This is a genomic window from Helicobacter pylori, assembly GCF_030323545.1.
Lineage (GTDB): Bacteria > Campylobacterota > Campylobacteria > Campylobacterales > Helicobacteraceae > Helicobacter > Helicobacter pylori_CO.
In genome coordinates, this window is sequence record NZ_CP122954.1 from 633,380 (window position 1) to 658,453 (window position 25,074).

18 protein-coding genes and 2 pseudogenes are annotated in these 25,074 nt (G+C 38.1%); 10 read left to right on the plus strand and 10 right to left on the minus strand.

Annotated elements, in window-relative coordinates; translation table 11 throughout:
• Nucleotides 1-98: 98 nt before the first annotated feature.
• Entirely contained in the window at nucleotides 99-2,402 is a 2,304-nt protein-coding gene (locus tag QAP06_RS03065) for a TonB-dependent receptor family protein (RefSeq protein WP_286466613.1), read from the plus strand.
• A 38-nt stretch (nucleotides 2,403-2,440) separates the two neighbouring features.
• On the opposite strand, the gene fliP is transcribed toward QAP06_RS03065, so the two are convergent.
• Nucleotides 2,441-3,187 (minus strand): flagellar type III secretion system pore protein FliP, encoded by a 747-nt coding sequence (gene fliP, locus QAP06_RS03070; protein WP_001210284.1) that lies wholly within the window; start codon nucleotides 3,185-3,187, stop codon nucleotides 2,441-2,443.
• An 82-nt stretch (nucleotides 3,188-3,269) separates the two neighbouring features.
• Between fliP and glmU the strand changes: the two genes are divergently transcribed.
• The 9 genes from glmU (at nucleotide 3,270) to QAP06_RS03115 (ending at nucleotide 11,793) form a co-directional block, all read left to right on the plus strand.
• A complete protein-coding gene (gene glmU / locus QAP06_RS03075; protein ID WP_286466615.1) occupies nucleotides 3,270-4,571 on the plus strand; it encodes a bifunctional UDP-N-acetylglucosamine diphosphorylase/glucosamine-1-phosphate N-acetyltransferase GlmU in 1,302 nt (433 codons plus the stop codon).
• Between the two features lie 232 nt (nucleotides 4,572-4,803).
• Entirely contained in the window at nucleotides 4,804-5,169 is a 366-nt protein-coding gene (locus QAP06_RS03080; RefSeq protein ID WP_286467410.1) for a pantothenate kinase, read from the plus strand.
• A gap of 39 nt (nucleotides 5,170-5,208) precedes the next feature.
• Complete coding sequence (locus QAP06_RS03085) at nucleotides 5,209-5,703, plus strand: hypothetical protein (RefSeq protein ID WP_286466617.1); 495 nt, start codon at nucleotides 5,209-5,211, stop codon at nucleotides 5,701-5,703.
• Nucleotides 5,704-5,987: 284 nt separating this feature from the next.
• Nucleotides 5,988-6,335: a pantothenate kinase gene (locus QAP06_RS03090; RefSeq protein ID WP_286467413.1), complete on the plus strand. Its 348-nt coding sequence runs from the start codon at nucleotides 5,988-5,990 to the stop codon at nucleotides 6,333-6,335.
• Between the two features lie 23 nt (nucleotides 6,336-6,358).
• Nucleotides 6,359-6,841: a hypothetical protein gene (locus QAP06_RS03095; protein WP_100956595.1), complete on the plus strand. Its 483-nt coding sequence runs from the start codon at nucleotides 6,359-6,361 to the stop codon at nucleotides 6,839-6,841.
• Nucleotides 6,842-7,028: 187 nt separating this feature from the next.
• Complete coding sequence (locus QAP06_RS03100; RefSeq protein ID WP_286466633.1) at nucleotides 7,029-9,395, plus strand: ribonucleoside-diphosphate reductase subunit alpha; 2,367 nt, start codon at nucleotides 7,029-7,031, stop codon at nucleotides 9,393-9,395.
• Nucleotides 9,396-9,456: 61 nt separating this feature from the next.
• Nucleotides 9,457-10,404 (plus strand): Gfo/Idh/MocA family protein, encoded by a 948-nt coding sequence (locus QAP06_RS03105; protein ID WP_180626537.1) that lies wholly within the window; start codon nucleotides 9,457-9,459, stop codon nucleotides 10,402-10,404.
• A gap of 112 nt (nucleotides 10,405-10,516) precedes the next feature.
• Complete coding sequence (locus tag QAP06_RS03110) at nucleotides 10,517-11,287, plus strand: sulfite exporter TauE/SafE family protein (RefSeq protein WP_286466654.1); 771 nt, start codon at nucleotides 10,517-10,519, stop codon at nucleotides 11,285-11,287.
• Complete coding sequence (locus QAP06_RS03115) at nucleotides 11,287-11,793, plus strand: methylated-DNA--[protein]-cysteine S-methyltransferase (protein ID WP_286466656.1); 507 nt, start codon at nucleotides 11,287-11,289, stop codon at nucleotides 11,791-11,793. The genes QAP06_RS03110 and QAP06_RS03115 overlap by 1 nt, the downstream gene beginning before the upstream one ends.
• Nucleotides 11,794-11,854: 61 nt before the next feature.
• On the opposite strand, the gene xerH is transcribed toward QAP06_RS03115, so the two are convergent.
• The 9 genes and pseudogenes from xerH to QAP06_RS03160 form a co-directional block, all read right to left on the minus strand.
• The gene (gene xerH / locus QAP06_RS03120; RefSeq protein ID WP_286466668.1) at nucleotides 11,855-12,946 is read right to left on the minus strand and encodes a tyrosine recombinase XerH; all 1,092 of its coding nucleotides are present in this window, start codon (nucleotides 12,944-12,946) and stop codon (nucleotides 11,855-11,857) included.
• Nucleotides 12,947-13,702: a hypothetical protein gene (locus QAP06_RS03125; protein WP_286467416.1), complete on the minus strand. Its 756-nt coding sequence runs from the start codon at nucleotides 13,700-13,702 to the stop codon at nucleotides 12,947-12,949.
• Nucleotides 13,703-13,887: 185 nt separating this feature from the next.
• Nucleotides 13,888-15,060 carry a pyridoxal phosphate-dependent aminotransferase gene (locus tag QAP06_RS03130; RefSeq protein ID WP_286466676.1) on the minus strand — a complete coding sequence of 391 codons (1,173 nt, stop codon included), beginning with the start codon at nucleotides 15,058-15,060 and terminating at the stop codon, nucleotides 13,888-13,890.
• A 158-nt stretch (nucleotides 15,061-15,218) separates the two neighbouring features.
• Nucleotides 15,219-16,031 (minus strand): outer membrane protein, encoded by an 813-nt coding sequence (locus tag QAP06_RS03135; RefSeq protein WP_003015806.1) that lies wholly within the window; start codon nucleotides 16,029-16,031, stop codon nucleotides 15,219-15,221.
• Nucleotides 16,032-16,152: 121 nt separating this feature from the next.
• Nucleotides 16,153-17,398: pseudogene (locus QAP06_RS03140) on the minus strand (hypothetical protein); the annotation flags it as partial.
• A pseudogene (locus QAP06_RS03145) lies at nucleotides 17,398-21,807 on the minus strand (type ISP restriction/modification enzyme); the annotation flags it as partial. The pseudogenes QAP06_RS03140 and QAP06_RS03145, both read right to left, overlap by 1 nt.
• A gap of 77 nt (nucleotides 21,808-21,884) precedes the next feature.
• A complete protein-coding gene (locus QAP06_RS03150; RefSeq protein WP_286466691.1) occupies nucleotides 21,885-23,174 on the minus strand; it encodes a (Fe-S)-binding protein in 1,290 nt (429 codons plus the stop codon).
• A complete protein-coding gene (gene hemN / locus QAP06_RS03155; RefSeq protein WP_286466693.1) occupies nucleotides 23,171-24,544 on the minus strand; it encodes an oxygen-independent coproporphyrinogen III oxidase in 1,374 nt (457 codons plus the stop codon). The genes QAP06_RS03150 and hemN overlap by 4 nt, the downstream gene beginning before the upstream one ends.
• Nucleotides 24,544-25,059, minus strand: a complete 516-nt coding sequence (locus QAP06_RS03160) for a DUF2603 domain-containing protein (RefSeq protein WP_140477063.1) — start codon at nucleotides 25,057-25,059, stop codon at nucleotides 24,544-24,546. The genes hemN and QAP06_RS03160 overlap by 1 nt, the downstream gene beginning before the upstream one ends.
• Nucleotides 25,060-25,074: the final 15 nt, after the last annotated feature.

The following is a 25,074-nucleotide window of genomic DNA, read 5'->3' on the forward strand; positions in this document are numbered from 1 at the left end:
TAAATAATAATTGTCTCAAAATTTAAGCTAAAACTAATAACAATTGTTATAAGTTTCTCCCTGTTATAAAAAGGAACATTTTTCACAAAAGGTGGTAAATGAAAAGAATTTTAGTCTCTTTGGCTGTTTTGAGTCATAGTGCGCATGCTGTCAAAACTCATAATTTGGAAAGGGTAGAAGCTTCAGGGGTGGCTAACGATAAAGAAGCGCCTTTAAGCTGGAGGAGCAAGGAAGTGAGAAACTATATGGGTTCTCGCACGGTGATTTCTAACAAACAACTCACTAAAAGCGCGAATCAAAGCATTGAAGAGGCTTTGCAAAATGTGCCAGGCGTGCATATTAGAAACGCTACGGGTATTGGAGCTGTGCCTAGCTTTTCTGTTAGAGGGTTTGGTGGGGGGAGTTCAGGGCATTCCAATACGGCTATGGTTTTAGTCAATGGGATCCCTATTTATGTTGCGCCCTATGTTGATATTAGCATTCCTATTTTCCCTGTAACCTTCCAATCTGTGGATAGAATCAGCGTAACTAAGGGTGGGGAGAGCGTGCGTTATGGTCCTAATGTTTTTGGTGGTGTGATTAATGTGATCACCAAGGGCATTCCTACCCAGTGGGAGAGTCAGGTGAGCGAGAGGGCCACTTTTTGGGGCAAATCTGAAAATGGGGGCTTTTTCAATCAAAATTCTAAAAACCTTGACAAAAGCTTAGCCAATAACATGCTTTTTGACACTTACTTAAGAACAGGGGGCATGATGAATAAGCATTTTGGAATCCAAGCTCAAGCCAACTGGCTCAAAGGGCAAGGGTTTAGATACAACAGCCCTACGAACATTCAAAACTACATGCTAGATTCATTGTATCAAATCAATGACAGCAATAAGATCACTGCTTTTTTCCAATACTATAATTATTTTATGGCAGACCCCGGAACTTTAGGCATAGAAGCGTATAATCAAAATCGTTTTCAAAACAACCGCCCTAATAACAATAAAAGCGGGAGAGCGAAGCGGTGGGGAGCTGTGTATCAAAACTTTTTTGGGGATACGGATAAAATAGGTGGGGATTTCACTTTTAGCTACTATGGGCATGACATGTCAAGGGATTTTCAATTTGATTCTAATTTTTTGAATGTCAATACCAATCCTAAATTAGGCCCTGTTTATACCGATCAAAATTATGCAGGATTTTTTATCTTCGATCATTTAAGGCGTTATATAATGAACGCTTTTGAGCCTAATTTGAACTTAGTTGTCAATACCAGTAAAGTTAAGCAAACTTTTAATGTGGGCATGCGTTTTATGACAATAGATATGTATTTTAGATTGGATCAAAGCACATGCGAAAAAACCGATATTTTTAATGGGGTGTGCCGCATGCCTCCTTTTGTTCTTTCTAAAACTCCCAGCAACAATCAAAACTTGTTTAACAACTATACAGCGGTATGGTTGAGCGATAAAATAGAGCTTTTTGATTCTAAATTGGTGATAACTCCAGGGATTAGATACACTTTTTTGAACTATACCAACAAAGAGCCAGAAAAGCATGATTTTTCTGTATGGAATATTACAAAAAAGCGTCAAAACGAATGGAGTCCCGCCCTTAACATTGGCTATAAACCTATGGAAAATTGGATATGGTATGCGAACTACCGCCGCAGTTTTATCCCTCCACAACATACAATGCTAGGCATTAGTAGGACCAATTACAACCAAATTTTTAATGAAATTGAAGTGGGGCAACGCTATAGTTATAAAAATCTATTGAGCTTTAATACCAATTATTTTGTGATTTTTGCCAATCGTTACTATGCGGGAGGCTATAGCCCACAGCCTATTAACGCTAGGAGTCAAGGGGTGGAATTGGAATTGTATTACGCACCGATTAGGGGTTTGCAATTTCATGTGGCTTACACTTACATTGATGCGCGCATCACTTCTAACGCTGATGATATTGCTTATTATTTTACAGGTATTGTCAATAAACCCTTTGACATTAAAGGGAAGCGTTTGCCTTATGTGAGTCCTAACCAATTCATATTTGACATGATGTATACTTACAAGCACACGACTTTTGGTATCAGTAGCTATTTTTATAGTCGCGCTTATAGTTCCATGCTCAATCAAGCCAAAAGCCAAACCGTGTGCCTGCCCTTAAACCCAAAATACACAGGGGGGCTAGAGTATGGTTGTAATTCTGTGGGGTTATTGCCCTTGTATTTTGTGTTGAATGTTCAAGTAAGCTCAGTTTTATGGCAAAGCGGTAGGCATAAAATCACAGGAAGCTTGCAAATCAACAACCTTTTCAACATGAAGTATTATTTTAGGGGAATTGGCACAAGCCCTACAGGAAGAGAGCCCGCACCAGGGAGATCCATTACAGCGTATTTGAATTATGAGTTTTAAACTGGTTTCAAGCTTTTATAGCTTGAATGTTTTTAATATCAAACCATTTTAAAACTCGCCACTAAATTTTCGGTCAATAAATTAAACCCATCTACCAGAATAAACACTAAAATTTTAAAAGGCAGAGAAATCATTACAGGCGGTAGCATCATCATACCCATCGCCATTAAAATAGAGCTGATCACCATATCAATCACCAAAAAAGGCAAGTAGAGTAAAAAGCCGATTTGAAACGCTGTTTTCAACTCGCTTATCATAAATGCCGGGATTAAAACGCTCAAACTCACATCATCAGGGGTTTTAGGGTTAGGCAGGTTTCTGATCCTAAAAAAAAGGGCTAGATCCTTTTCTCGTGTGTTTTTAAGCATGAATTCCTTGAAAGGCAGAGCGCTTTTTTCAAACGCTTCGGTGTAAGAAATCTTTTTATCCATATAAGGCTTAATCCCTGTATCATAAGCCTTTTTTAGGCTAGGTTCCATGATGAAAAAAGTCAGTATCAAAGAGAGCGAGACTAAAATTTGAGTGGGTGGGGTTTGTTGCGTGCCTAAAGCGGTCCTTAAAAAAGAAAATACCACGATCAAACGGGTGAAACTCGTCATCACTAAAATCAATGACGGGGCTAAAACTAAAAGCGTGAGTAGGGCGATGACATTAAGGGTGGTTACAAGCTGTTTAGGATCATTAGGAGCGTTTAAAGAGAGATTGACGCTAGGCAAAGCACTATCAGCGCTCATTAAAGGGCATATTAAAGGGCAAATGAGGATTAAAAAAATGAAAAAACGCAAAATTCTAGCCTTAAATCTTTGATAAAAACGAAGCCAAATTATAAGATAAGGCATGTTAAAATTCCCTAAAAAAAGGATTTTAATGCTTTCTGTCATCATACTGGCCGCTGGTAAAGGCACTCGCATGCGTTCTAGCCTGCCTAAAACTTTACACACCATTTGTGGGGAGCCTATGCTGTTTTACATTTTAGAGACGGCTTTTTCAATCAGCGATGATGTGCATCTTATCTTACACCACCAACAAGAACGCATTAAAGAAGCGGTGTTGAAGCGTTTTAAGGGCGTAATCTTTCACACTCAAATCGTGGAAAAATATTCAGGGACAGGTGGGGCCATCATGCAAGAAGATAAAACGCCTATCCCTACAAAACATGAGCGGGTTTTGATTTTGAATGCGGACATGCCCTTAATCACTAAAGACGCTCTCGCTCCCTTATTAGAAAGCAAGAATAACGCTATAGGCTTACTTTATTTAGCCGACCCTAAAGGTTATGGGCGCGTTGTTTTAGAAAACCATCAGGTTAAAAAGATTGTAGAAGAAAAGGACGCTAATACCAAAGAAAAAACCATTAAAAGCGTGAATGCTGGCGTGTATTTTTTTGAAAGAAAGTTTTTAGAAAAATACTTACCCAAGCTCCATGACCAAAACGCCCAAAAAGAATACTATCTTACGGATTTAATCGCTCTAGGGATCAATGAAAACGAAAAAATTGACGCTATTTTTTTAGAAGAAGAGTGTTTTTTAGGGGTGAATAGCCAAACAGAAAGGGCGAAAGCTGAAGAAATCATGCTAGAAAGACTGCGAAAAAACGCCATGGACTCGGGGGTAGTGATGCAATTACCAAAGAGTATTTATTTAGAAAAAGGCGTGAGTTTTAAGGGGGAGTGCGTTTTAGAGCAAGGGGTGCGTTTGATTGGGAATTGTTTGATAGAAAACGCGCGCATTAAGGCCTATAGCGTGATAGAAGAGAGCCAGATTGTTAATAGCAGTGTGGGGCCGTTTGCCCATGCGCGCCCTAAAAGCGTGATTTGTGATAGCCATGTGGGGAATTTTGTAGAGACTAAAAACGCTAAACTTCAAGGCGCTAAAGCAGGGCATTTGAGCTATTTAGGGGATTGTGAGATAGGGAAAAACACAAATGTGGGGGCTGGCGTGATCACTTGCAATTACGATGGTAAAAAGAAACACCAAACGATCATCGGTGAAAATGTCTTTATAGGGAGCGATAGCCAGCTAGTCGCCCCAATCAATATCGGCTCTAATGTCTTAATCGGCAGCGGCACCACCATCACTAAAGACATTCCTAGCGGTTCGTTAAGCCTTTCACGCGCCCCTCAAACCAACATTGAAAACGGGTATTTTAAGTTTTTTAAGAAATCTTAAAGAGTTTGAAAAATCGCTTTTACAGAAAGAATTGCAATGTTTTAAAAAGTCCTCTTTTTATTCTTAATTATTTACCTTAATCCTGTAATTTGTGCAGAAACAAAACACTTATTGGGATTTTTGTGATATTTTACTGATTTGTAACAATGCTTTGAATGCGATTATGGTATAAATATTCTTATCAAGGTGTGTCAAACATGCCTTGAATCTCAATTTTATGAAAGGATTTGTTATGAGTGGATTAAAAGCATTTAGTTGTGTAGTGGTTTTATGCGGTGCAATGGCTAATGCGGCTATAGCTGGTCCTAAAATAGAGGCAAGGGGTGAATTAGGCAAACTTATAGGGGGTGGTGTTGGGGGTTTTGTTGGTGATAAAATTGGAGGAGCAATTGGGGTTCCTGGAGGTCCAGTGGGTATTGGATTAGGGAGATTTCTTGGTAGCACAGCAGGAGGATATATTGGGTCTGAAGTAGGCGATAGGGTAGAAGATTATATCCGTGGCGTTGATAGAGAGCCTCAGACTAGAGAACCACAAGCCCAAAGAGAACCTATCCGTGATTTTTATGATTACGGCTATAGTTTTGGGCATGCTTGGTAATCTTAAATGAGCCAAGGTGATGGGGGGGAAGGAAATAACATGGATACTACAAAAGAGAACTTGAATGGCTCAAAAAAGCGTTTGAGCGACTGGGAATATCAATGGGCAGTGGCCATAGTCTATGCGGGATGCATATCCACAATTCCTTATAGCCTAGGTGCTGTCGATCCACTTTTTAGCCCTAAAGATAGTTATTATGCATGGCTAACACTCTTAATAGCGGCTTTGTTGTCTAACCTTTTATTTGACCCACGAGGTAGGGATCGTTATAAATCTTTCCAAGTAAGATACCCTAGGTTTCTCAAAGCCATTTTTAAGGCTAGGTTTTTTGGCGCGTTTTATGACGCTGTGTTAGGGGCAAGACTAAGGGATTTTTATGTGGCGCTTTTAACGATGCCCTTTATTGCCGCTATCCATGAAATTTCAGCGTATTGCTGGCATCCTAGCAATCTCCTTATAGAGAGTTTGGTTATGCTTGCTTTCTTGTGTGTTTTTGGGCTTTGTGTTAGGCTTTGCACTAAATTAGGGTGGTGATTTAACCCAAATAGCATTAAATGGAGGGGGTATAAAAAAATTAAAAAACTTTAAAACTCATTCTTGTTATTGAAAATGGGTTTTTTAAGAAACCTTAATTTGCTTCAATAATGAAAAATCCTAAAATATTATAATCATTTACCTTAATTCTGTAATTTGTGTAGAAACAAAACACTTATTGAGATTTTTGTGATATTTAGCTGATTTGTAACAATGCTTTGAATGCGATTGTGGTATAAATATTCTTATCAAGGTGCGCAAAACATGCCTTGAATCTCAATTTTATGAAAGGATTTGTTATGAGTGGATTAAGAACATTCAGTTGTGTAGTGGTTTTACGCGGTGCAATGGTTAATGTGGCTATAGCTGGTCCTAAAATAGAGGCAAGGGGTGAATTAGGCAGATCTTGGGGGGAAGCTGTTGGAGCTGGAATGGGTGGTGCAATGGGTGGAATGATTGGGTCTCTTGGAGCGTGGAGTACTGTGTTTGGTGCAGGCATTGGTGGTGGAATAGGGGCATATTCTGGAGCTGAAATAGGCGATAGGGTAGAAGATTTTATCCGTGGCGTTGATAGAGAGCCACAAACCCCAAGAGAACCCACCTATGATCGTCATTTTGTGTATGATAGGTAGTTTTGGGTGAGGAAGGAGTAAGCATGAATATCAAAGAGCGTTTGAGCGATTTGGAATATCGATGGGCAATGGCTCTAGTCTATGGAGGATGTATCTCCATAACCACTAGGATTTTTTATGACATAAATGGTTCAGCTAGCGATCCGCTTTTTGACCCTAAATACAGCTATTATGTGTGGTTAGTGGGTCTAATAGCGGCTTTGTTGTCTAACCTCTTGTTTAATCCTAAAGGCAGGTCGGTAGGTTATTTAATGATTGAAACTTGGCAAGGATTCCCCAAGTTTTTTAAAGCCATTTTTAAGGCTAGGTTTTTTGGCGCGTTTTATGACGCTGTGTTAGGAGCAAGACTAAGGGATTTTTATGTGATGCTTTTAACGATACCCTTTATTATCGCTATGCATGAAATTTCGGCGTATTGTGGGCATCCTAGCAATCTCCTTGTAGAGGGTTTGGTCATTTTGGGGTTTCAAGGTTTTCTTAAGCTTTGCGCTAAATGGGGGTGGTGATTTAACCCAAATTATTAAAAAAGCGCTCTTAAGGGGTTTAGTTGGGGGTTGTAAGGGGGATTATTTCAAAATACCCTCTTATCCCCTTAAGAGTTTTATCTTTGAACTTTTCTTTTTCTTAAGTTTTTTATTGATACAATGCCAAATTTAAAAAACAAACGATTTAATTCAAATTTAAGGAAAAATTTTGATTACGGTGGTTAAACGAAACGGGCGCATTGAGCCTTTGGACATTACAAAAATCCAAAAATACACTAAGGACGCTACGGATAATTTAGAGGGCGTGAGCCAAAGTGAGCTGGAAGTGGATGCGAGGTTGCAATTCAGGGACAAGATCACCACTGAAGAAATCCAACAAACTTTGATTAAAACCGCTGTGGATAAGATAGATATTGACACGCCTAATTGGAGCTTTGTCGCTTCAAGGCTTTTTTTGTATGATTTATACCATAAAGTAAGTGGTTTTACGGGGTATAGGCATTTGAAAGAGTATTTTGAAAACGCTGAAGAAAAGGGCCGCATCTTAAAGGGCTTTAAGGAAAAATTTGATTTAGAGTTTTTAAATAGTCAGATCAAGCCTGAAAGGGATTTTCAATTCAATTATTTAGGGATTAAAACCTTGTATGATCGCTATTTGTTAAAAGACGCTAACAACAACCCTATTGAATTGCCCCAACACATGTTTATGAGCATTGCGATGTTTTTAGCGCAAAACGAACAAGAACCTAACAAAATCGCTTTAGAATTTTATGAAGTTTTAAGCAAGTTTGAAGCGATGTGCGCGACCCCCACTCTAGCGAACGCCCGCACCACCAAACACCAACTCAGCTCATGCTATATTGGCAGCACGCCGGATAATATTGAAGGGATTTTTGACAGCTATAAGGAAATGGCGCTGTTGTCCAAATACGGCGGAGGGATTGGTTGGGATTTTTCTTTAGTGCGATCTATTGGGAGTTATATTGATGGGCATAAGAATGCGAGTGCTGGCACGATCCCGTTTTTAAAAATCGCTAACGATGTGGCGATTGCGGTGGATCAATTAGGCACACGAAAGGGTGCGATTGCGGTGTATTTGGAAATCTGGCACATTGATGTGATGGAGTTCATTGATTTAAGGAAAAATAGCGGTGATGAAAGGCGAAGAGCGCATGATTTGTTCCCGGCTCTTTGGGTGTGCGATCTGTTCATGAAAAGGGTTTTAGAAGACGCGATGTGGACTTTGTTTGACCCTTATGAGTGTAAGGATTTGACTGAGCTTTATGGGCAGGATTTTGAAAAACGCTATTTAGAGTATGAAAAAGATCCCAAGATCATTAAGGAATACATTAACGCTAAAGATTTATGGAAAAAAATCTTAATGAATTATTTTGAAGCTGGCTTGCCTTTCTTAGCCTTTAAAGATAACGCCAATCGGTGCAACCCAAACGCTCATACAGGAATCATTCGATCGTCTAATTTATGCACAGAGATTTTTCAAAACACCGCACCCAACCACTATTACATGCAAATAGAATACACCGATGGCACGATAGAGTTTTTTGAAGAAAAAGAGTTGGTAACGACAGATAATAATATCACTAAATGCGCTAACAAGCTCACTAGCACGGATATTCTAAAAGGCAAAAAAATCTATATCGCTACTAAGGTCGCTAAAGACGGGCAAACGGCGGTGTGTAATCTAGCGAGCATTAATTTAAGCAAAATCAACACTGAAGAAGACATTAAAAGAGTTGTGCCGATCATGGTCAGGCTTTTAGACAATGTGATTGATTTGAATTTCTACCCCAACCGCAAAGTCAAAGCCACTAATTTACAAAATAGAGCCATAGGGTTAGGGGTTATGGGTGAAGCGCAAATGCTCGCAGAACACCAAATCGCTTGGGGGTCTAAAGAGCATTTAGAAAAAATTGACGCTTTAATGGAGCAAATCAGCTACCATGCGATTGACACGAGCGCGAATTTAGCGAAAGAAAAAGGGGTTTATAAGGATTTTGAAAATTCAGAATGGAGTAAGGGGATTTTCCCCATTGATAAAGCCAATAATGAAGCCTTAAAGCTCACCGAAAAAGGGCTTTTTAATCACGCTTGTGATTGGCAAGGTTTGAGGGAAAAAGTCAAAGCCAATGGCATGCGTAATGGCTATTTAATGGCGATCGCTCCAACAAGCTCCATTTCTATTTTAGTGGGCACAACCCAAACGATTGAACCCATTTATAAGAAAAAATGGTTTGAAGAAAATTTGAGCGGGCTAATTCCAGTTGTAGTGCCTAATTTGAGTGCAGAAACTTGGAATTTTTACACATCAGCCTATGATATTGACGCTAAAGATTTGATTAAAGCAGCGGCCGTGCGCCAAAAGTGGATCGATCAAGGTCAAAGCATTAATGTGTTTTTACGCATAGAAAACGCCAGCGGTAAAACCTTGCATGAAATCTACACTCTCGCTTGGAAATTAGGACTCAAATCCACTTATTATTTGCGCAGCGAAAGCCCTAGCATAGATGAAAAAAGCGTGCTGGATCGATCGGTGGAGTGTTTTAATTGCCAATAATATAAGCTTAAATAAGCTAATCTTTGCTAAAATGAGATTCAAAATTATTTAAGGAAGACGAATGCTTTTTGCTATGATTGGTTCAGGGGGGTTTATCGCTCCCAAGCACTTGCAAGCGATTAGAGATACGGGGCATTTTTTAGATTGCTCTTTTGATATTCATGATAGCGTGGGGGTTTTAGATGAGTATTTCGCGCAATCAGAGTTTTTTACCAATATTGAAGATTTTGAAAAGCATTTAGAGCAATCTAGGGCTATGGGTAAAGAAATCAACTATTTGAGTGTTTGCACGCCCACGCACACGCATTTTGATCACATTCGTTTTGGGTTAAGAAACGGCATGCATGTGATTTGTGAAAAACCCTTAGTTTTAGACCCTGGCGAAATACAAGAATTGAAAGATTTGGAGGTGAAATACCAAAAAAGGGTGTTTAGTCTTTTACCCTTGCGCTTGCATTGCGACACGCTGGCCTTAAAAGAAAAAATTAAAAGCGAATTAGACAAAAACCCTAGCAAGGTGTTTGACATCACGCTCACTTATATCAGCGTTCAAGGGAAATGGTATTTTTCTTCATGGCGAGCGGATGTGAATAAGAGCGGAGGGTTAGCCACTCAAATGGGAATGAATATTTTTGACACTTTATTGTATTTGTTTGGAGGCGTTAAAGACAAGGTTATCAACAGAGAAGAGCCTGATTGCGTAGGGGGGATACTCTTTTTAGAGCATGCCAAAATAAGGTGGTTTTTTTCCATCAATCCAGAACACATGGGAGTGGCTAAAGAGAAAGTTTATCATAAAATGATCCTAGAGGGCGAAGAAGTCAATCTCACGCAGGGCTTTGATAATCTGTATATAGAAAGCTACAAACAGATTTTAGCTCAAGGGGGGTTTGGTTTAGATGACGCTATGGCGTCTATCAAACTGGCTTATGAATTAAGAAACCTCCCAGTCAGCGAACCCAATGAAGATTCGCATACTTTGTGCTGCAAAAACAAAACAAACCAATAAAAACATAACTTTTAAAGGCGTTGTTTAGGGGGTTTTGGTTATTGGTGTTTGATTAGAATAGGGTTGTTTTTAATTTCTTTTAAGAGGGGTTTTTACTTTTTTAAGGGTTTTTATGGGTATTTATGCGTTATACATAGCGATAGGGCTTTTTACTGGCATTCTATCAGGGATTTTTGGCATTGGTGGGGGGATGATCATTGTCCCTATCATGCTCGCAACCGGGCATTCTTTTGAAGAATCCATTGGCATTTCCATTTTGCAAATGGCGCTTTCATCGTTCGTTGGCTCTGTTTTGAATTTCAAAAAAAAATCGCTTGATTTTTCTTTAGGCTTGTTGATAGGGGCAGGGGGGCTGATAGGGGCGAGTTTTAGCGGATTTGTTTTAAAAATCGTTTCCAGTAAAATTTTAATGGTTATTTTCGCGCTTTTAGTCGTGTATTCTATGATCCAATTTGTTTTAAAACCCAAAAAAAAAGATTTTATAGCAGATACCAAACGCTACCATTTGCAAGGTTTAAAATTATTCTTAATTGGCGCGCTCACCGGGTTTTTTGCTATCACTTTAGGGATTGGTGGGGGGATGCTCATGGTGCCTTTGATGCATTATTTTTTAGGGTATGATTCTAAAAAATGCGTGGCACTAGGGTTATTTTTCATCTTGTTTTCTTCTATTTCAGGAGCTTTTTCTTTAATCTATCATCACATCATCAATAAAGAAGTGCTTTTAGCAGGGGCGATTGTGGGATTAGGCTCTGTTATGGGCGTGAGCATTGGGATTAAATGGATCATGGGGCTTTTGAATGAAAAAATGCATAAAGCTTTGATTTTAGGGGTGTATGGTTTGTCGCTGTTGATTGTTTTATACAAACTCTTTTTTAATTGATGGTTTTATACCACTACTATTTTAAGACCCCTAAGAGTTTCCCTTTAGAGTATTTGCATTTGTGCGCTAATGAGAGCCATTTATTGAGATTGGATTTTGATACGGCCAATTTTTCTCATAATACCCCTATGAATACCCCATTAAAACTCAGCGTTCAAGCCTTAGAGCGTTATTTCTTGGGACAACTTTTTGAATTTGATGCGCCTTTAGATTTGATAGGGACTTCTTTTCAAAAACAAGTTTGGTCTGCGTTAATGACTATCCATTATGGCAAGACAAAAAGTTACGATGAAATCGCAAAGCTTATTAATAACCCTAAATCTTGCAGAGCTGTTGGCAACGCTAATAGCAATAATCCTATTTCTCTGATCGTGCCTTGTCATAGAGTGGTGCGTAAAAATGGTGCTTTAGGGGGGTATAATGGGGGCATAGAAGTCAAAAAGTGGTTGTTAGAATTTGAAAGCAAAATGTTAAACCAGCAAGCTAAAAACTTTTTAATTTCTTAAAAAATGGGGTTTTGGTTATTCTATGGTAAAAATCATTTTTTAAGGGAGTAGGGGTGTGTTTTTAATTTTCTTCCCAAATGCTCGCCGCTTCTTTTAAACGCTCTTTGTCAAAATGCGTGTAAATCCTGCTCGTATTCAAGCTCGCATGCCCTAGAGCTTCTTGAACTAAAATCAAATCATGGCGTTTTTGATAAAGCAAGGTCGCAAAAGAATGCCTTAACATGTGCGCCCCATTTTTCTCTCGCCTGAGTCCTGCAAAATTGATGATGCGCTCCACTTGTCTATACAAATACGCTTGCGTTAAAGCGCTGCCTTTTTGGTTGCAAAACAATAAATCGTTTTTAACGGGATATAATTCCCTTTCTATCAGCCATTCTTTTAAAAGGTTCTCAATGTGGAAAGCTTTGAGCATCACCGCTCTGTATTTATCGCCCTTACCTTTAATCAAAATCGTGTAACAGCCATTTTCTAAAGTGAAATCCTTTATTTTAAGTTGCAAGGCTTCATTAGAACGCATGCCTGTAAAAACGATGATTTTAATGAGCAAGCGGTTTCTGGCACGCACTTTAGCGGACATTTCTATTTTATCAATGCCCTCTAAAAATTTTTCTAATTCTTCATTGTTTAAATGAGTAGGGAGCTTGTTGCCTGCACTTTGACTCACTCCGCTGATGTTTTTAAGTGTGATATTATAGATATAAGATTTTTCATTTTCATCTTGATTTTGCTTGTCTATATAGCTAAAAAGCCCTAATAGAGCGATCCGGTAATTTTTCTTAGTGGCTAAACTCAAACCTCCGGTATAAATACTCAAAAATTCAGCCAGCATGACTTCATCTATGCTTTTGAGCGAATGAAAAGCAAGCCTTTCAGTTATTAGTCTAGCTTTGCTGAAGTATTCATGAAATTTGAGTAGGGGCAGTGCGTAGGTGTTGATACCTAGTAATCCGGCGTTACGGGCTTTTTTACAAACTTTTTCCAATTGGCTTGAGCTGACGAACGCATGATTGAATTCGTTCAAGCATTCAAAAACCTTGTTTTGGTCTTTCACTTGGGAATTAGACAGGCTTGTGCATTTGTAACGCAAAAAGCGCCCAATCCATAGCAAAAGATTTTCTGTAGGGTCTTTTAATTCTTCTAGGGGGTGTTTCATTTAGGGTTTGTTAATAGAGTTATAAAGTTCTTGTTTGTTTTCAAAAAATAGAATTTCTAATTCTTTTTCCCTATGTTTATGTTTCACATTTATATGCTTACTCTCAAAGGCTTTAAGAATTAGTGGTGTTAAACCTTCTTTTTTAAATTGATTTTCTTCTTTTGTGGAATAAGATAGATTATTGTTGTATTTTATGGGAACAAGTTCAATCAAATATTGTTTATCTTCTTTTTTTAAAGCATATTCAAACTCAAAAACAATACGATTGTAATGTTTAGTGTTATCACTTATAAAATCTTCTCGAATAAAATCTACATTAACACACTCGCAACCTATATGAATAGACAACTCATTATTATCATTAGTAGTAAAAAAAAGATAGAAAGCGTAAGAAAAATTTTTAGGATACCTACTGTCTTTGAGATAACTCTTTAGATTAGGATTGATATTATAAGAGCTATCTTTGAAAAATACAGATAACAGACCGCTATCTAAAAGAGAGTTTTTAACAATAAAAATTTTCTTTGTTTTTGGTGCAATATGTTTATAGTAAAAAATTGTAGGTTTCCATAAATTATTATCATTACTTTTAGGATCAGATGAAATTTTAGGATCAAGTGAGACAGTATAGCCTTCATTTTTTAAATATGCCATTAAAAGTTCAGTACCACTTAATTTAGAAAAAAACATTTTGCTATCTTTTTCACTGCTAATAACAGGCATAAAACACTCATTCCCATTATCTGCGTTTTCCATTTCTTCAGATCCTACAACCATGCTATTATCATCAAATCTCACTGCCATATTTTTCCTTTAAAAATTCATTTAGTTATGAAAACTGCACTTTTCAAACTTTTAAATCAAACCATTATACCACGCTACGCCACTAACCACAATATCAAATTCCAAATAAGTCCCCCCTTTTTTAAGTACCAATTTTTTTATCCCTTTGATTTGACAAAGCGAGCGATGCGTTCAATCCCCTTTTCAATCTGTTCTTCTGAGCATGCAAAAGACAAGCGAATATAACCTTCCAATCCAAAAGCCTTTCCAGGCACTAACGCCACGCCTTCTTTTTCTAACAACTCATGGCAAAATCGCATCGAATCCCCCCCACAAAGACCGCCAATGTTGATAAACAGATAAAACGCCCCATCAGGTTTTAAAGCACTCAGCCCTCCAATCGCATTAATTTTTGCGTGGGCTAAATGACAGCGCTTCTCAAAAGCCTGACGCATCGTTTCAATTTCTTTATCCACCAACCCTTCAAGCGCCACAATAGAAGCCATTTGCGTGATAGAATTGATATTGGAAGTGCATTGGCTTTGCAAGTTATTCATCAATTTGACTAATTTTTTATCCTTGCTCGCCGCATAGCCCATACGCCAACCCGTCATCGCCACTGACTTACTCAAGCCATTAATGGTAACGGTGCGTTTGTTCATCTCTTCACTCACCGCCGCACAAGAAACAAACTCCCCCTTATAAACAAGCTTTTCATAAATTTCATCGCTAAGCACCCAAACTTTGGTGTCTTTCAAAACTTTGCCCAAAGCCTCTAATTCCGCCTTGCTATAAAGCATGCCGGTAGGGTTTGATGGGGTGGTGAGAATGAGCATTTTCGTTTTGGGGCTTAAGGCGTCTTTAAGTTGCTTGGGGGTGATTTTAAAATGACTTTTTTCATCGGTTTGAATGAATTGACTCACCCCTCCGCTGTATTTCACAAGCTCAGGGTAAGTTACCCAAAAAGGCACAGGGATAATCACTTCATCGCCCTCCCCTATTAAGGCCTGAATCGCATTGAACAGGCTCTGCTTAGCGCCGTTGCTCACTAGAATTTCACTCAGCTCATAATCCAAGTTGTTTTCTTTTTTCAATTTAAAAGCGATCGCTTTTAATAGTTCTGGAATCCCAGCCACCGGCGTGTATTTGGTGAAGCCGTCATTTAGGGCTTTTATAGCCGCATCTTTAATCGCTTGCGGGGTGTCAAAATCAGGCTCGCCCGCTGAAAAACTTAAAATATCTTTTCCTTGCGATTTCAATTCTTTAGCGAGCGTGCTGATAGCGATCGTTGTGGATTCTGAAAGGGATTGGATTTTAGAGGAATATAACATGCTTAATCCTTGTTAAATTTTTGAACTATCATAACATGATCAAAAAGATTTTAATTCTAATTTTCAAAAAACTTTAAAAAATGTTTCAAAAGAAAGCGGTGGTTTATGCGAGAAAACTCTAATTGAAAATCCAATTAGAGAAAAACAAGCGTTTTAAATCAGAAATTGTAACGATACCCTACATAAAGGCTGTATTGACGGCGGTAAGTGAAGCTCAAATTCCCATGGTTAAAATAATAAACATTGATAGTAGGAATCTTCACGCCAAAGTCAAATTCTTGATGCTGGCCAATATGGGTGCGAATCCCTAAATTAAAAAGGAACTGGAAAATCGCCGGATCAAGGCTATAAGAGGTGTGCTTATAAGGGCTTTTAGTTTCCAAAAAGGCCCCTGTCGTATTACCCCAAGAGTTACCCGCGATTTGAGCCCCAAAAAAGAAACCAAAACTCGCGTCTTCTTTATTAATGACATTGTATAAAGTGTCAATACCCACACCATAAGTGAACATGTCAGACAAATTGCCCATAGTCCCTACTTTGGTCGCACATGGCTCATTGAGTTTGCACACCCCACCATTATCTGATGTTAAAGCATTCGCTCCAAACACGGCATGCCCATAATCCATAAAGCCGTAATAACGGGCACCAAACCATCTCTTCTCTCCAAAAAACTGCTTATAACCCACAGTAAGCCCTAAGCCTTGCATAACGGCCAGATAGTCGGTTTTACCCACAGGGAACTTAGGATAGTTAAATTCACTGCTCTTTGGGGGGTTTTTAACGCTTTGCGAAGCCTGACCGACTTGATAGCTGATCCCCAAATACCAAGCGTTTTTCTCGCCTTTCACTGCTTTATAGTCTTTTGGCTTTTCCAATTGCTTTTGCACTTCTGTGCTACCTTCTGCTGCCACAAGACTATGACCTAACACTACCGATAAACAGAGCGTTTTAAACACTACAAACTTTTTCATACAACATTTTTCCTTCTAAAAGTCTACATTTCGTATAATAATAACATAATAATCTATAAAAAACCTAAATTCTTAAGAAAAACACCCCTAAAACTTAAAATTTTAAATTTTCTAGGGGGTTTTAGCGGTTTGGCTCTGCGATTTTTTCTGTTTTTGGGGGGTTTCTTAATTTAACTTTGTTAAGAAAACCAAAATTGTTTGTAATAAAATCGCTCAATCCTATCTTACCAAAGAAATATTCAATGACAATTTGCTTGAAATCCATAAAAACATGGCTAATGTCTGTAGCTTTGTTTGTATCAAGCTTTAAATCATCTCCGTGTGCTAGATTGTTGCGGCAGTCAACAATCTGTTGGATTAGATCTTTTTGATAGTTATCATTAAAATAATTTTTTGTTTGATCGCATTTTGTCCTAGATAATGAAATTTTAAAAAATTCAGAGAGTTTTTTACAGAGTTTTGTTCCTTGTGGTTTCTTTAAAAAACTTTCAATAAAACTTTCAATCATGCTAATCAATACAAACATGTCCAAATACAAGTGAATAATTGGATCTTTTTTGTTGATAATGTCTAAAATACTTGCAAGTTGAAAACCTCTATTATGCTTTAATATTATCTTTAATATAAAAATCAATCCATTTTTCAAGTATTACAGAAAAATTGTCTATCTGTTGGAAATTTATAGCAATCCCATAAGAATCTATCTCTATGGACTTTTTGTCTTTTTTGTAAGTGTTTCTTATTGCTGTAATGTTTTTATTAGAAAGTTTGAATTGGATATAGTCAATTTGGATGTCAAACTTAGAATGAGCATAAATCAAAACAAAGAAATTTTTAATCGCTTCAGCAATAAGCACTAATTCTTCAAGGGTTTCAAAAATCATATCACATTCCAAAAACAAATCAAATTGATAAGTTAATAAACGATTCTGTCTTTTAGAAAACAATGAATTAAATCTTGCTTTTATCTTGTCTTTTTCATATTTTTGGGACAAAAAATCATTTTGAATATAAAATGATTGTAAAATAAAATCCTTATTTTTATCTCCATGATAACTTTCACACCCACTTTCATCTACTTTAAATAATGCATCAGGTAGCAAATGCTTCTTGATCATAAAAAAGCTTTCTAAATAGTTTGTTCTGCAAACAAAACGCTCGCACTTAATTGTTTCTGGATCGATCCAATCATCAAACAGCCATTCATAATAGAGCGTGATTGGTGCAGGATACCCTAAAGCATGAACTAAAATAATGCGATCATAAAGCTTGCAAAGAGTGTATCTTTTTGTGTTATCCACAATATAGAGCGTTTGGTATTGCAAAGAGTGGATCTCTTTAATTTCTCCTAAAACCAAAAAAGAAAATCGGCTAATTCTTTGCCAAGCATAGAGAGTTCTTTAAAATCCGGACTCAAAGCGATGCGCGGCACTTCTTTGGCGAGGGAATTTTTGTATTTTTCCAAATAGCCTTTATGGTGTAAAATCGCATAAATGTAATAAAAAATCTCTTATTCAACGATAGCATTATCTCCATAATGCCTCCTGAAGAGGTTGAGCGCGTAGCCGCTAATGGCATAATGGCGATTCCCCAAATCATCGTAATAATACAAAGGGTAAGCTTGGTTGGGTGAGATCAAAGAACAATCAGAAATAAAATCGCTCACCAGAGCGCTAAAATCCTTACCATTACCCGCACCGGTATTGATTACCACATTCTGAGTGCTTTTATCCGGGAAAATTTTTGAAAATTGTCTTTGTCTTTCATTTAAATTTTTATCCCAATAAAGCCATTGTTTGTTAAAAGGGCGATACAAGGCTAATCTTATGCGATCTTTATGGCTTTCTTGCAGATTTTTATTTTTGATAAATTCTTGTTTCAAAGCACGAGTCCATGCGATTTTCGTTTTATCGGTGGTGATTTCTTTGTCATTAAGGTGTTTATAAAGATCGCCTGATTTGACGCCTTTAGCGCGTTGTTTGAAAGCTTCTCTATAACGCTCATTGAAGCGCTCCAAATCAGCGTTATAAGTGTCAATGCATTTTTGCACATTTTGCATTAAAGCGTTTGGAGAAAAGTTATACATCCAAGGATCACGACCCGTTGCCACGCCCATAGAATTGATGTCAAAAACGCTGTCGTTATTGAGTTTTTTGTCTCTTTTTAAAGGGATGAGTTTGTCAAAAGCGTCTTCTCTTTGGTTGATCCAATCGCCTTTGTCATTGGGGGTAATCTCACTAAAAGGCACAGATTCCAAATTTTCAAAACCCGCGAGCAAGTTGAGTTTGGCTTCTCTTTTCAAATAGTCTTCCACTTCATAGTAAAAAATCGTATTATCAGGGGCGCTCTTATCTTTCACAAAAAAGATAATCGCTATCGTCGCCCTGGATCCGCTATCAAAGATTTTCCCTCCCTCTTTTTTACAAGTCTCCCCCGAAGTCCTAGTATTCCCCCTCAAATTCAGCACATAAAGATGCGCAAAATCTTTTGCCACGCATTTCCTAAACCCATCGCCGCTTTTAGAGTCAATGAAACCCCCGTTCACCACAAAGCCTAGCACCCCCTTATCTTTAAGAAGTTCGCTTGCCATGTAGATGCTTTGAATGAGCGTGTCTCGTGTGGTATTCCCACTAGCTCTGGAGCTGGAATTTTTGCCGTATTTTTCATAAATACATTTTTCAAGCTTGGGGTGTGAGAGGTTTTGGTTGTTATCGTTTTCACTTTTTGAGCCGGCTGAATAAGGCGGGTTGCCGATGATGACTCTAATGTTTTGTTTTTCTATGGTGGATTTGATTTCTTTGTTTTCTTCCAAATCCTTAAAGAGATCGAACACCCCCTTATCGTTTTTTTCTTCTAAATAATCCAGGCTGTCCGTGAGCGCGATGTTTTTGAAATTTGTTAACGAGCTGTCCCTATTTTGCGCGGCTTGGGTGATATTGATTAAAGCGATATAATACGCCAAAAGCACGATATCAAAAGCGAACAAATTTTTTTGAAACTTCTCTTTTAAGGCTTCATCGCTAATGAGCGCGTTTTCTTTAGAAAGCAAACGAGCGATAAAACTCCCGGTGCCCGTGAATGGATCAAAAATCGTGATGCTTTGATCGTTAAAATCCGTGTTGAAATGCTTTTTCAAAATGCCGTTAGTGGCTCTTAAAATGAAATCCACCACCTCTATGGGCGTATAAACGATCCCTAGTTTTTCGCTTTGCTTTCTAAAGGCTTCTTTAAAGAAAGTGTTGTAGAGGTTTTTAATGAGTTCTTGCTGGCTTTTTTGGCTTTTGGCGTGTGTTGCTTCGGTTTTCACGCTTTCATAGAGGTTTTTAAGATCTTTAGTTTCTCCTTGTAATCCCAGAGTGGAGAGTTTTTCTACCATTTTATCCAGCGTTTTAGAGATAGGGTTTTTAATATTGTCCCCAAAAATCGCATCAAAAATGGGCTTAGTGATGATGTGAGAGGTAATCATGTCCAAGGCTTCATCTTCTTTGATGTTTTGATGGATATTGCCTCTTAAGGAATCCAAAAAGCCGTGGAAAAATTCAGGGTTTTTGTCAAAAATCATTTTCAAGCGGTTGTTCAAGGTTCTTGCGATGTTGCCCGTTTTTTTGGTGAAATTTTCCCAATAATTCCTATCCCCTAATTTAGTGGGCATGACATTATACACAGCGTCCGCTAGATCTTGCAATAAGATAGCGTCAAAAAGGGTTTTTTCATCGCTTTGCTTTTTTTCATCATCGCTCCCAAAGATTTTGATTTTTTCTTTAAAAGTGGCTTCATCAACCAGGCTTGGGTCATGGCTTCTTAAGGCTTTTAGCACTTTCCAAATGTTTTTGAAATTGGTGTTATTGACGGCTTCATCTAAGTTTTTAATTTCACTCTCTTCTAAAGCGATAGGCAAAATGATATAGCCTCTTTTCTTGTGTTTGGCTTTGCGCATCACCCTACCCACCGCTTGGATAATATCCACCATAGCGCTTTTGCCATCAAAAAAGACAATGCTATCTAACGCCGGGACATCCACCCCTTCGCTCAAACACCTAGCGTTACTTAAAACCTTGCAAGTGTTAGGCTTGAATTCATTGAGTTCTTCTAATTTGTCAATCCTGACCTTACAATTCATGGTGCCATCAATGTGATCGATGCTGATTGTTAGGTTTTTAAAACTCTTTTTCTTCAATTCTTCATCATAGCATTCCATGATCGTTTCAAAGAAGTCTTTAATGTTCTTGCTCGTTTGTATGCTTTTACAAAAGCTTATGGCTCTTTGAGAAGGAGCGGTGTCGTATTTGTTTTGCAAGTTGTGATCTTCTTTGTTTTCATCATCTAAAACGATTAAATCCTGCTTGGCCAACCCTTTATGAGTGCCAATAATCTTACAAACAAATTCGTTATTGATGAGCTTTTTATCCAATTTAGTGCCTTCAGCTTCAAGCCGACTGATCTTTTTATTCACGCTGTTAGTAACGCCGCTTAAATTTTCTTTCCGCACCGCTAAAATCATGACTTTGTAGTCTGTCAAGAGATCTAAAGCGATCGCTCTTTCAAAATTGAGCGTATAGATTTCTTCGCCAAAAATACCCGAATCGTCCATAGAATAGATAACATTATCGCTCTCTTTGGCTTTAGCTTTAGAGCTTTCGCTATAAACTTTAGGCGTGGCGGTCATATAAAGGCGTTTTTTCGCTTGGATATTTCCATCGCTATGACACAGCGTGAAAGCGTTTTTATCGTCCCTTTCATTACTAGAATACATAGCCCCTACCGTTCTGTGGGCTTCATCGCAAATGATGAGATCAATTTCGCCCAAACCCACTTCTTGCGCTTCTTGGATACGCAACGCGCTTTGATAAGTTGAAAAGATGATGAAGCGCTTGTTTTCTTTTCGCGCTTGCTCATAAACGCTTAAAATGTCTTTAAGGTTGGTGGAGGGCTTTTTGGGGAGCTCAGAAAAATTAATATCATCGGTGTCATCATCGTTTTTATTTTTCTTGCCTTTACCCACTTTATCATCGCTGCACACGATAGAAGCGTAAAAAGGCGCGCTTTTTTCTTGCGCGTATTCTCTAAAAGTTTGAGAAAGCAAAGCGATGCTTGGCGCTAAAAAAAGCGTGATCTTGGGATCTAAGCTTTCCATAATCTTTAAAGAAGTGTAAGTTTTGCCTGTCCCGCATGCCATAATGAGCTTGCCTCTGGTGTTTTTAGGGTTAGAAAAATACTCTTTGGTGGCTTTTATCGCTTCTATTTGGTGGGGGCGTGGCTTTTTTTGATCGCATAAGGGGAGTTCGCCTTGAGTTTGCGTGGGATCGAACTTTTCCCAATCAATCTGAGAATGCATAAAATCCTCTTCAGTGATTTCATCAATATCAATATCAGTTCCCTTGCTTCTGATTTGTTCAATTTCTTTAAGAGCAGTAGAGGTTAAATTGGAAGTGGAGATGATGATCCCTTTTTTAAACCTAACCTCTTTTACCCCGCTTTGCAATTTATGTAAAAAAGTCGCAATGTCGGGATATGAGACGCTGTCTTGATGGAATTTGCATTGCACGGCGATGTATTCTTTTGAAGTCGTTGTGATCACTATATCAATCCCACGATCGCACTCATTCCCCCTTAATTTCCAATCGTTCCAAAGATCAATAGACTCGTATTCATCAGCGCTGTCATGCTCTTGTAAAAATTGCTTAGAAATTTTTTCAAACAAGCTCCCTTTATCGTGTGAGTTAGGTATGGCTTGCAATTTTTCTTTGATGAGTTTGTAGGCGCTGATTTCTGACATTTTCATTCCTTAAATAGCGGTGTTAAAGTTTTTGTATTATATAAAAAGATGCTAGAAAGTGGGGTTAAAAAGGCTTTTTATTCAGCGCTTTTTAAAGCTTTAGCGATGAGTTCTAAAGGGTGTAAAAATGGCGGGATGTTAGGGTCATCTAAAGACTTTAGGGCGTTGTTTAATTGCATGTGGCATGCCCCGCATTCAGCACTCACAACTTCAGCGTGAGTGTCCATGATTTCTTTAGCCCTAAGAAGCCCCACTTTTAAAGAAAACTCCGCCTTTTCGGTTTGCATCGTAATCCCCCCAAAACCGCAACAATTGTCCGGCATTTCTTTAATTTCATAATGCGCATTGAGTAAGTTACGCACTTCCTTATGAGCGTTTAGGGTTTTTTTGGCATGGCAAGGGTTATGATAGGTGATAGCCTCTTTTTTCCCCTTAGGGATTTTTTCTAAAAGACTTTTTAAGGGGGTGTGTTTCTCTAAAAACACGCTCGCCAGATAGATTTTAGGCGTGATTTTTTCCAAGCGCTTCACATACAAATCCTTATCTTTTTCGCCCAAAAACACCTTGTAATAATCGTTGATGAGCATGCTAGCGCATGTGGCTTCAGGCACAATGATCGCATCCACTTCATCTAAATAGCTTTCAAACCATTCTATGTTTTTTTTCACTAAAAAAAGCGTGGTGTCTTTATCGCCGGTAAAATACGCAGGCGCTGAGCAGCATTCTTGCTTAGGGATGATCGCTTGAATGTTGAGTTTTTCTAAAATATACAACAAGCTTTCCCCCACTTGCTGGTAATGGTAATTGCTCAAGCACCCTATAAAAATGGCCACTTTTTGAATGGGGTTTTCTAAAGGCTTCATTTTTGCATGCTTTTGTAAAAAACTTTTTTGATTTAAGGGAGGGAGAGCGCTTTTTTTAAAGCGTTTGAATAAGCCTTTAAACGCCATTCTAGGCTCTAAACTATCCCCTACTTGCTTGAAAACACAAGGGGCTAAAAAATGTGCCACCGAAAACACCCTATCCATTTTTTTGCGGTTTTTTAAAAGGGAAAAATAGGATTTTTTATACCAAGCAATGCCGTATTTTTGAGCGATTTTTTCTCTGGCTTTTTCTATTAAAGTGTCTATGGGCAAATGAAAAGGGCAAGTTTCCACGCAAGCGGTGCATAAAAAACAAGTTTCTAAAAGGTGTTTTAAATTCGTGTCTAATTTGAGCTTGTTTTGAGCGTTTAGGCACATCAAATCTAAAAAGCCTCTAGGCGAAGTCGTTTCGTCTTTATGAATGCGGTATATGGTGCAACCTGGCACGCATTTAGCGCATTTAACGCAAGCATCCCCTACTTCTTCAAAAATATTCCCGTTCATAGCGTTTTACTGAAATGTTTTTCGCCCCCACGCAAATACGCGTCAAACTCCATAGCCATGTTTCTTACGAGCATGCCCCCTGTTTTGGTCATCTCAAAGCCTTTAGCGTTAAAAGAAAGCAAGCCCGCTTCTTCATAAGGCTTTAATTTTTCTAATTCTTTTTTAAAATGCACTTTAAAATCAATAGAAAATTTTTCTTCAATCTTAGAGTAATCCAGTTTTAAATTGCTCATCATCTGCATGATCACTTCTTTTCTTAAAACATCTTCTTGACTGAGTGCTACACCCCTTTCTACCGGTAAATGCCCCAAATCAAGGGCTTTTTCATAGTGGTGCAAGTCTTTATAATTTTGCGTGTAATAATCGCTCCCTTCGCCAATGCTCGTAACGCCAATGCCAATGGTTTGAGTGAATTTTTTCGTGGTATAGCCTTGAAAATTACGGCGCAATTCTGCTTTTTGAAGGGCCAGATACAATTCATTATCGCTTTTAGCGAAATGATCCATGCCTATCATTTGGTAATTGGCTTTTTCTAAAAAACTGATAAGAGCTTCTAAAATCTCTAGTTTGTCTCTAGGGCTTGGCAATAGGGTTTCATCAATTTTACGCATCGTTTTTTTCACCCAAGGCACATGCGCATAATTAAACACCGCTAATCGATCCGGATCTAATTTCAAAACCCATTCCAAAGTTTTTAAAAAACCCTCTTTAGTCTGGTTGGGTAAGCCATAAATCAAATCAAAATTAATGGATTTGATGCCGTAATCTCTAGCGAGCTTCACGGATTCTTGAACCATTTCAAAAGGCTGGATCCTGTGAATGGCTTTTTGGACTTCAAAATCAAAATCCTGCACCCCAAAACTCAAGCGGTTAAACCCCCTATCAAACAAGGTTTGCATGTGTTCTTTAGTGAAATGCCTAGGGTCAATCTCGCAACTCATTTCAATATCTTGACTGAAATTGGGGAAAACTTCTTGAATGCTTTGGGTGATTTCATCTAATTGAATGGGCGAAAAAAAGGTCGGCGTGCCGCCTCCATAGTGGAATTGCGCCACTTCTCTGTGGGTATCCATCGCGTTTTTTAAAAGAGCGAGTTCTTTTTTAAGGTAGCTGATATAGCGGGTTTTTTTCTCTTCTAAACTTGTGTAAATGACTGAACAAGCGCAAAAATAACATGCACTCCTGCAAAAGGGCAAATGCGTATAAAGCGATAAGGGCATGGGGTTTTTGAGATGGTCATGGTTAAAAAACGCCGTTTTCAAGCTTTCTTCATTAAAATTTTCTTTAAATTCCACCGCCGTTGGGTAGCTAGTGTATCGTGGACCGGGCTTGGAGTATTGTGAAAATTTTTCAAAATCAATGGTTTGCATTAAAAATTTTCCTCATCGCTGTTGTCAAAATTTTCAAAATGATTCTCATTAAAAGGGGGTTGTTTGAACATGTTGTCAAAATTAAAAAATAAATTAGGGTGTTCTTTTTTGATTTGTTTGACAAAGTTTAAGGTGTTGATATTGGGCAAATTCCCGTCTTTTTGGCGTAAATTTTCTAACAATTGCAAGGAAACTTCGCGCACATCTTCAAAATCAATCGGTGCTTGGGTGATAATATCCCTTTCTAATTCTGCCCTAAGCCTGGCTTCAAAGGCCTTTCTGGCGTTTTCTGCCAAAAGAGAAATCACATTATCTGGCACTAAAACATAATTTTTATCTTCTTCATCAGAAATAAAATAAGCTTCATTTTTTTTAAACGCCCCTTTTTCTAATTCTAAAAGCATTTCACTAGCACTGATTTTTTTGAGAAAGGCTCTGTTTTTTTGGGTTGTTAAGCTATTGATAAGTTTTTGTGATTTGGTTTTAGAAACTCGTTTTTTAGGTAATTTTTCCACTTTATATCCTTTTTA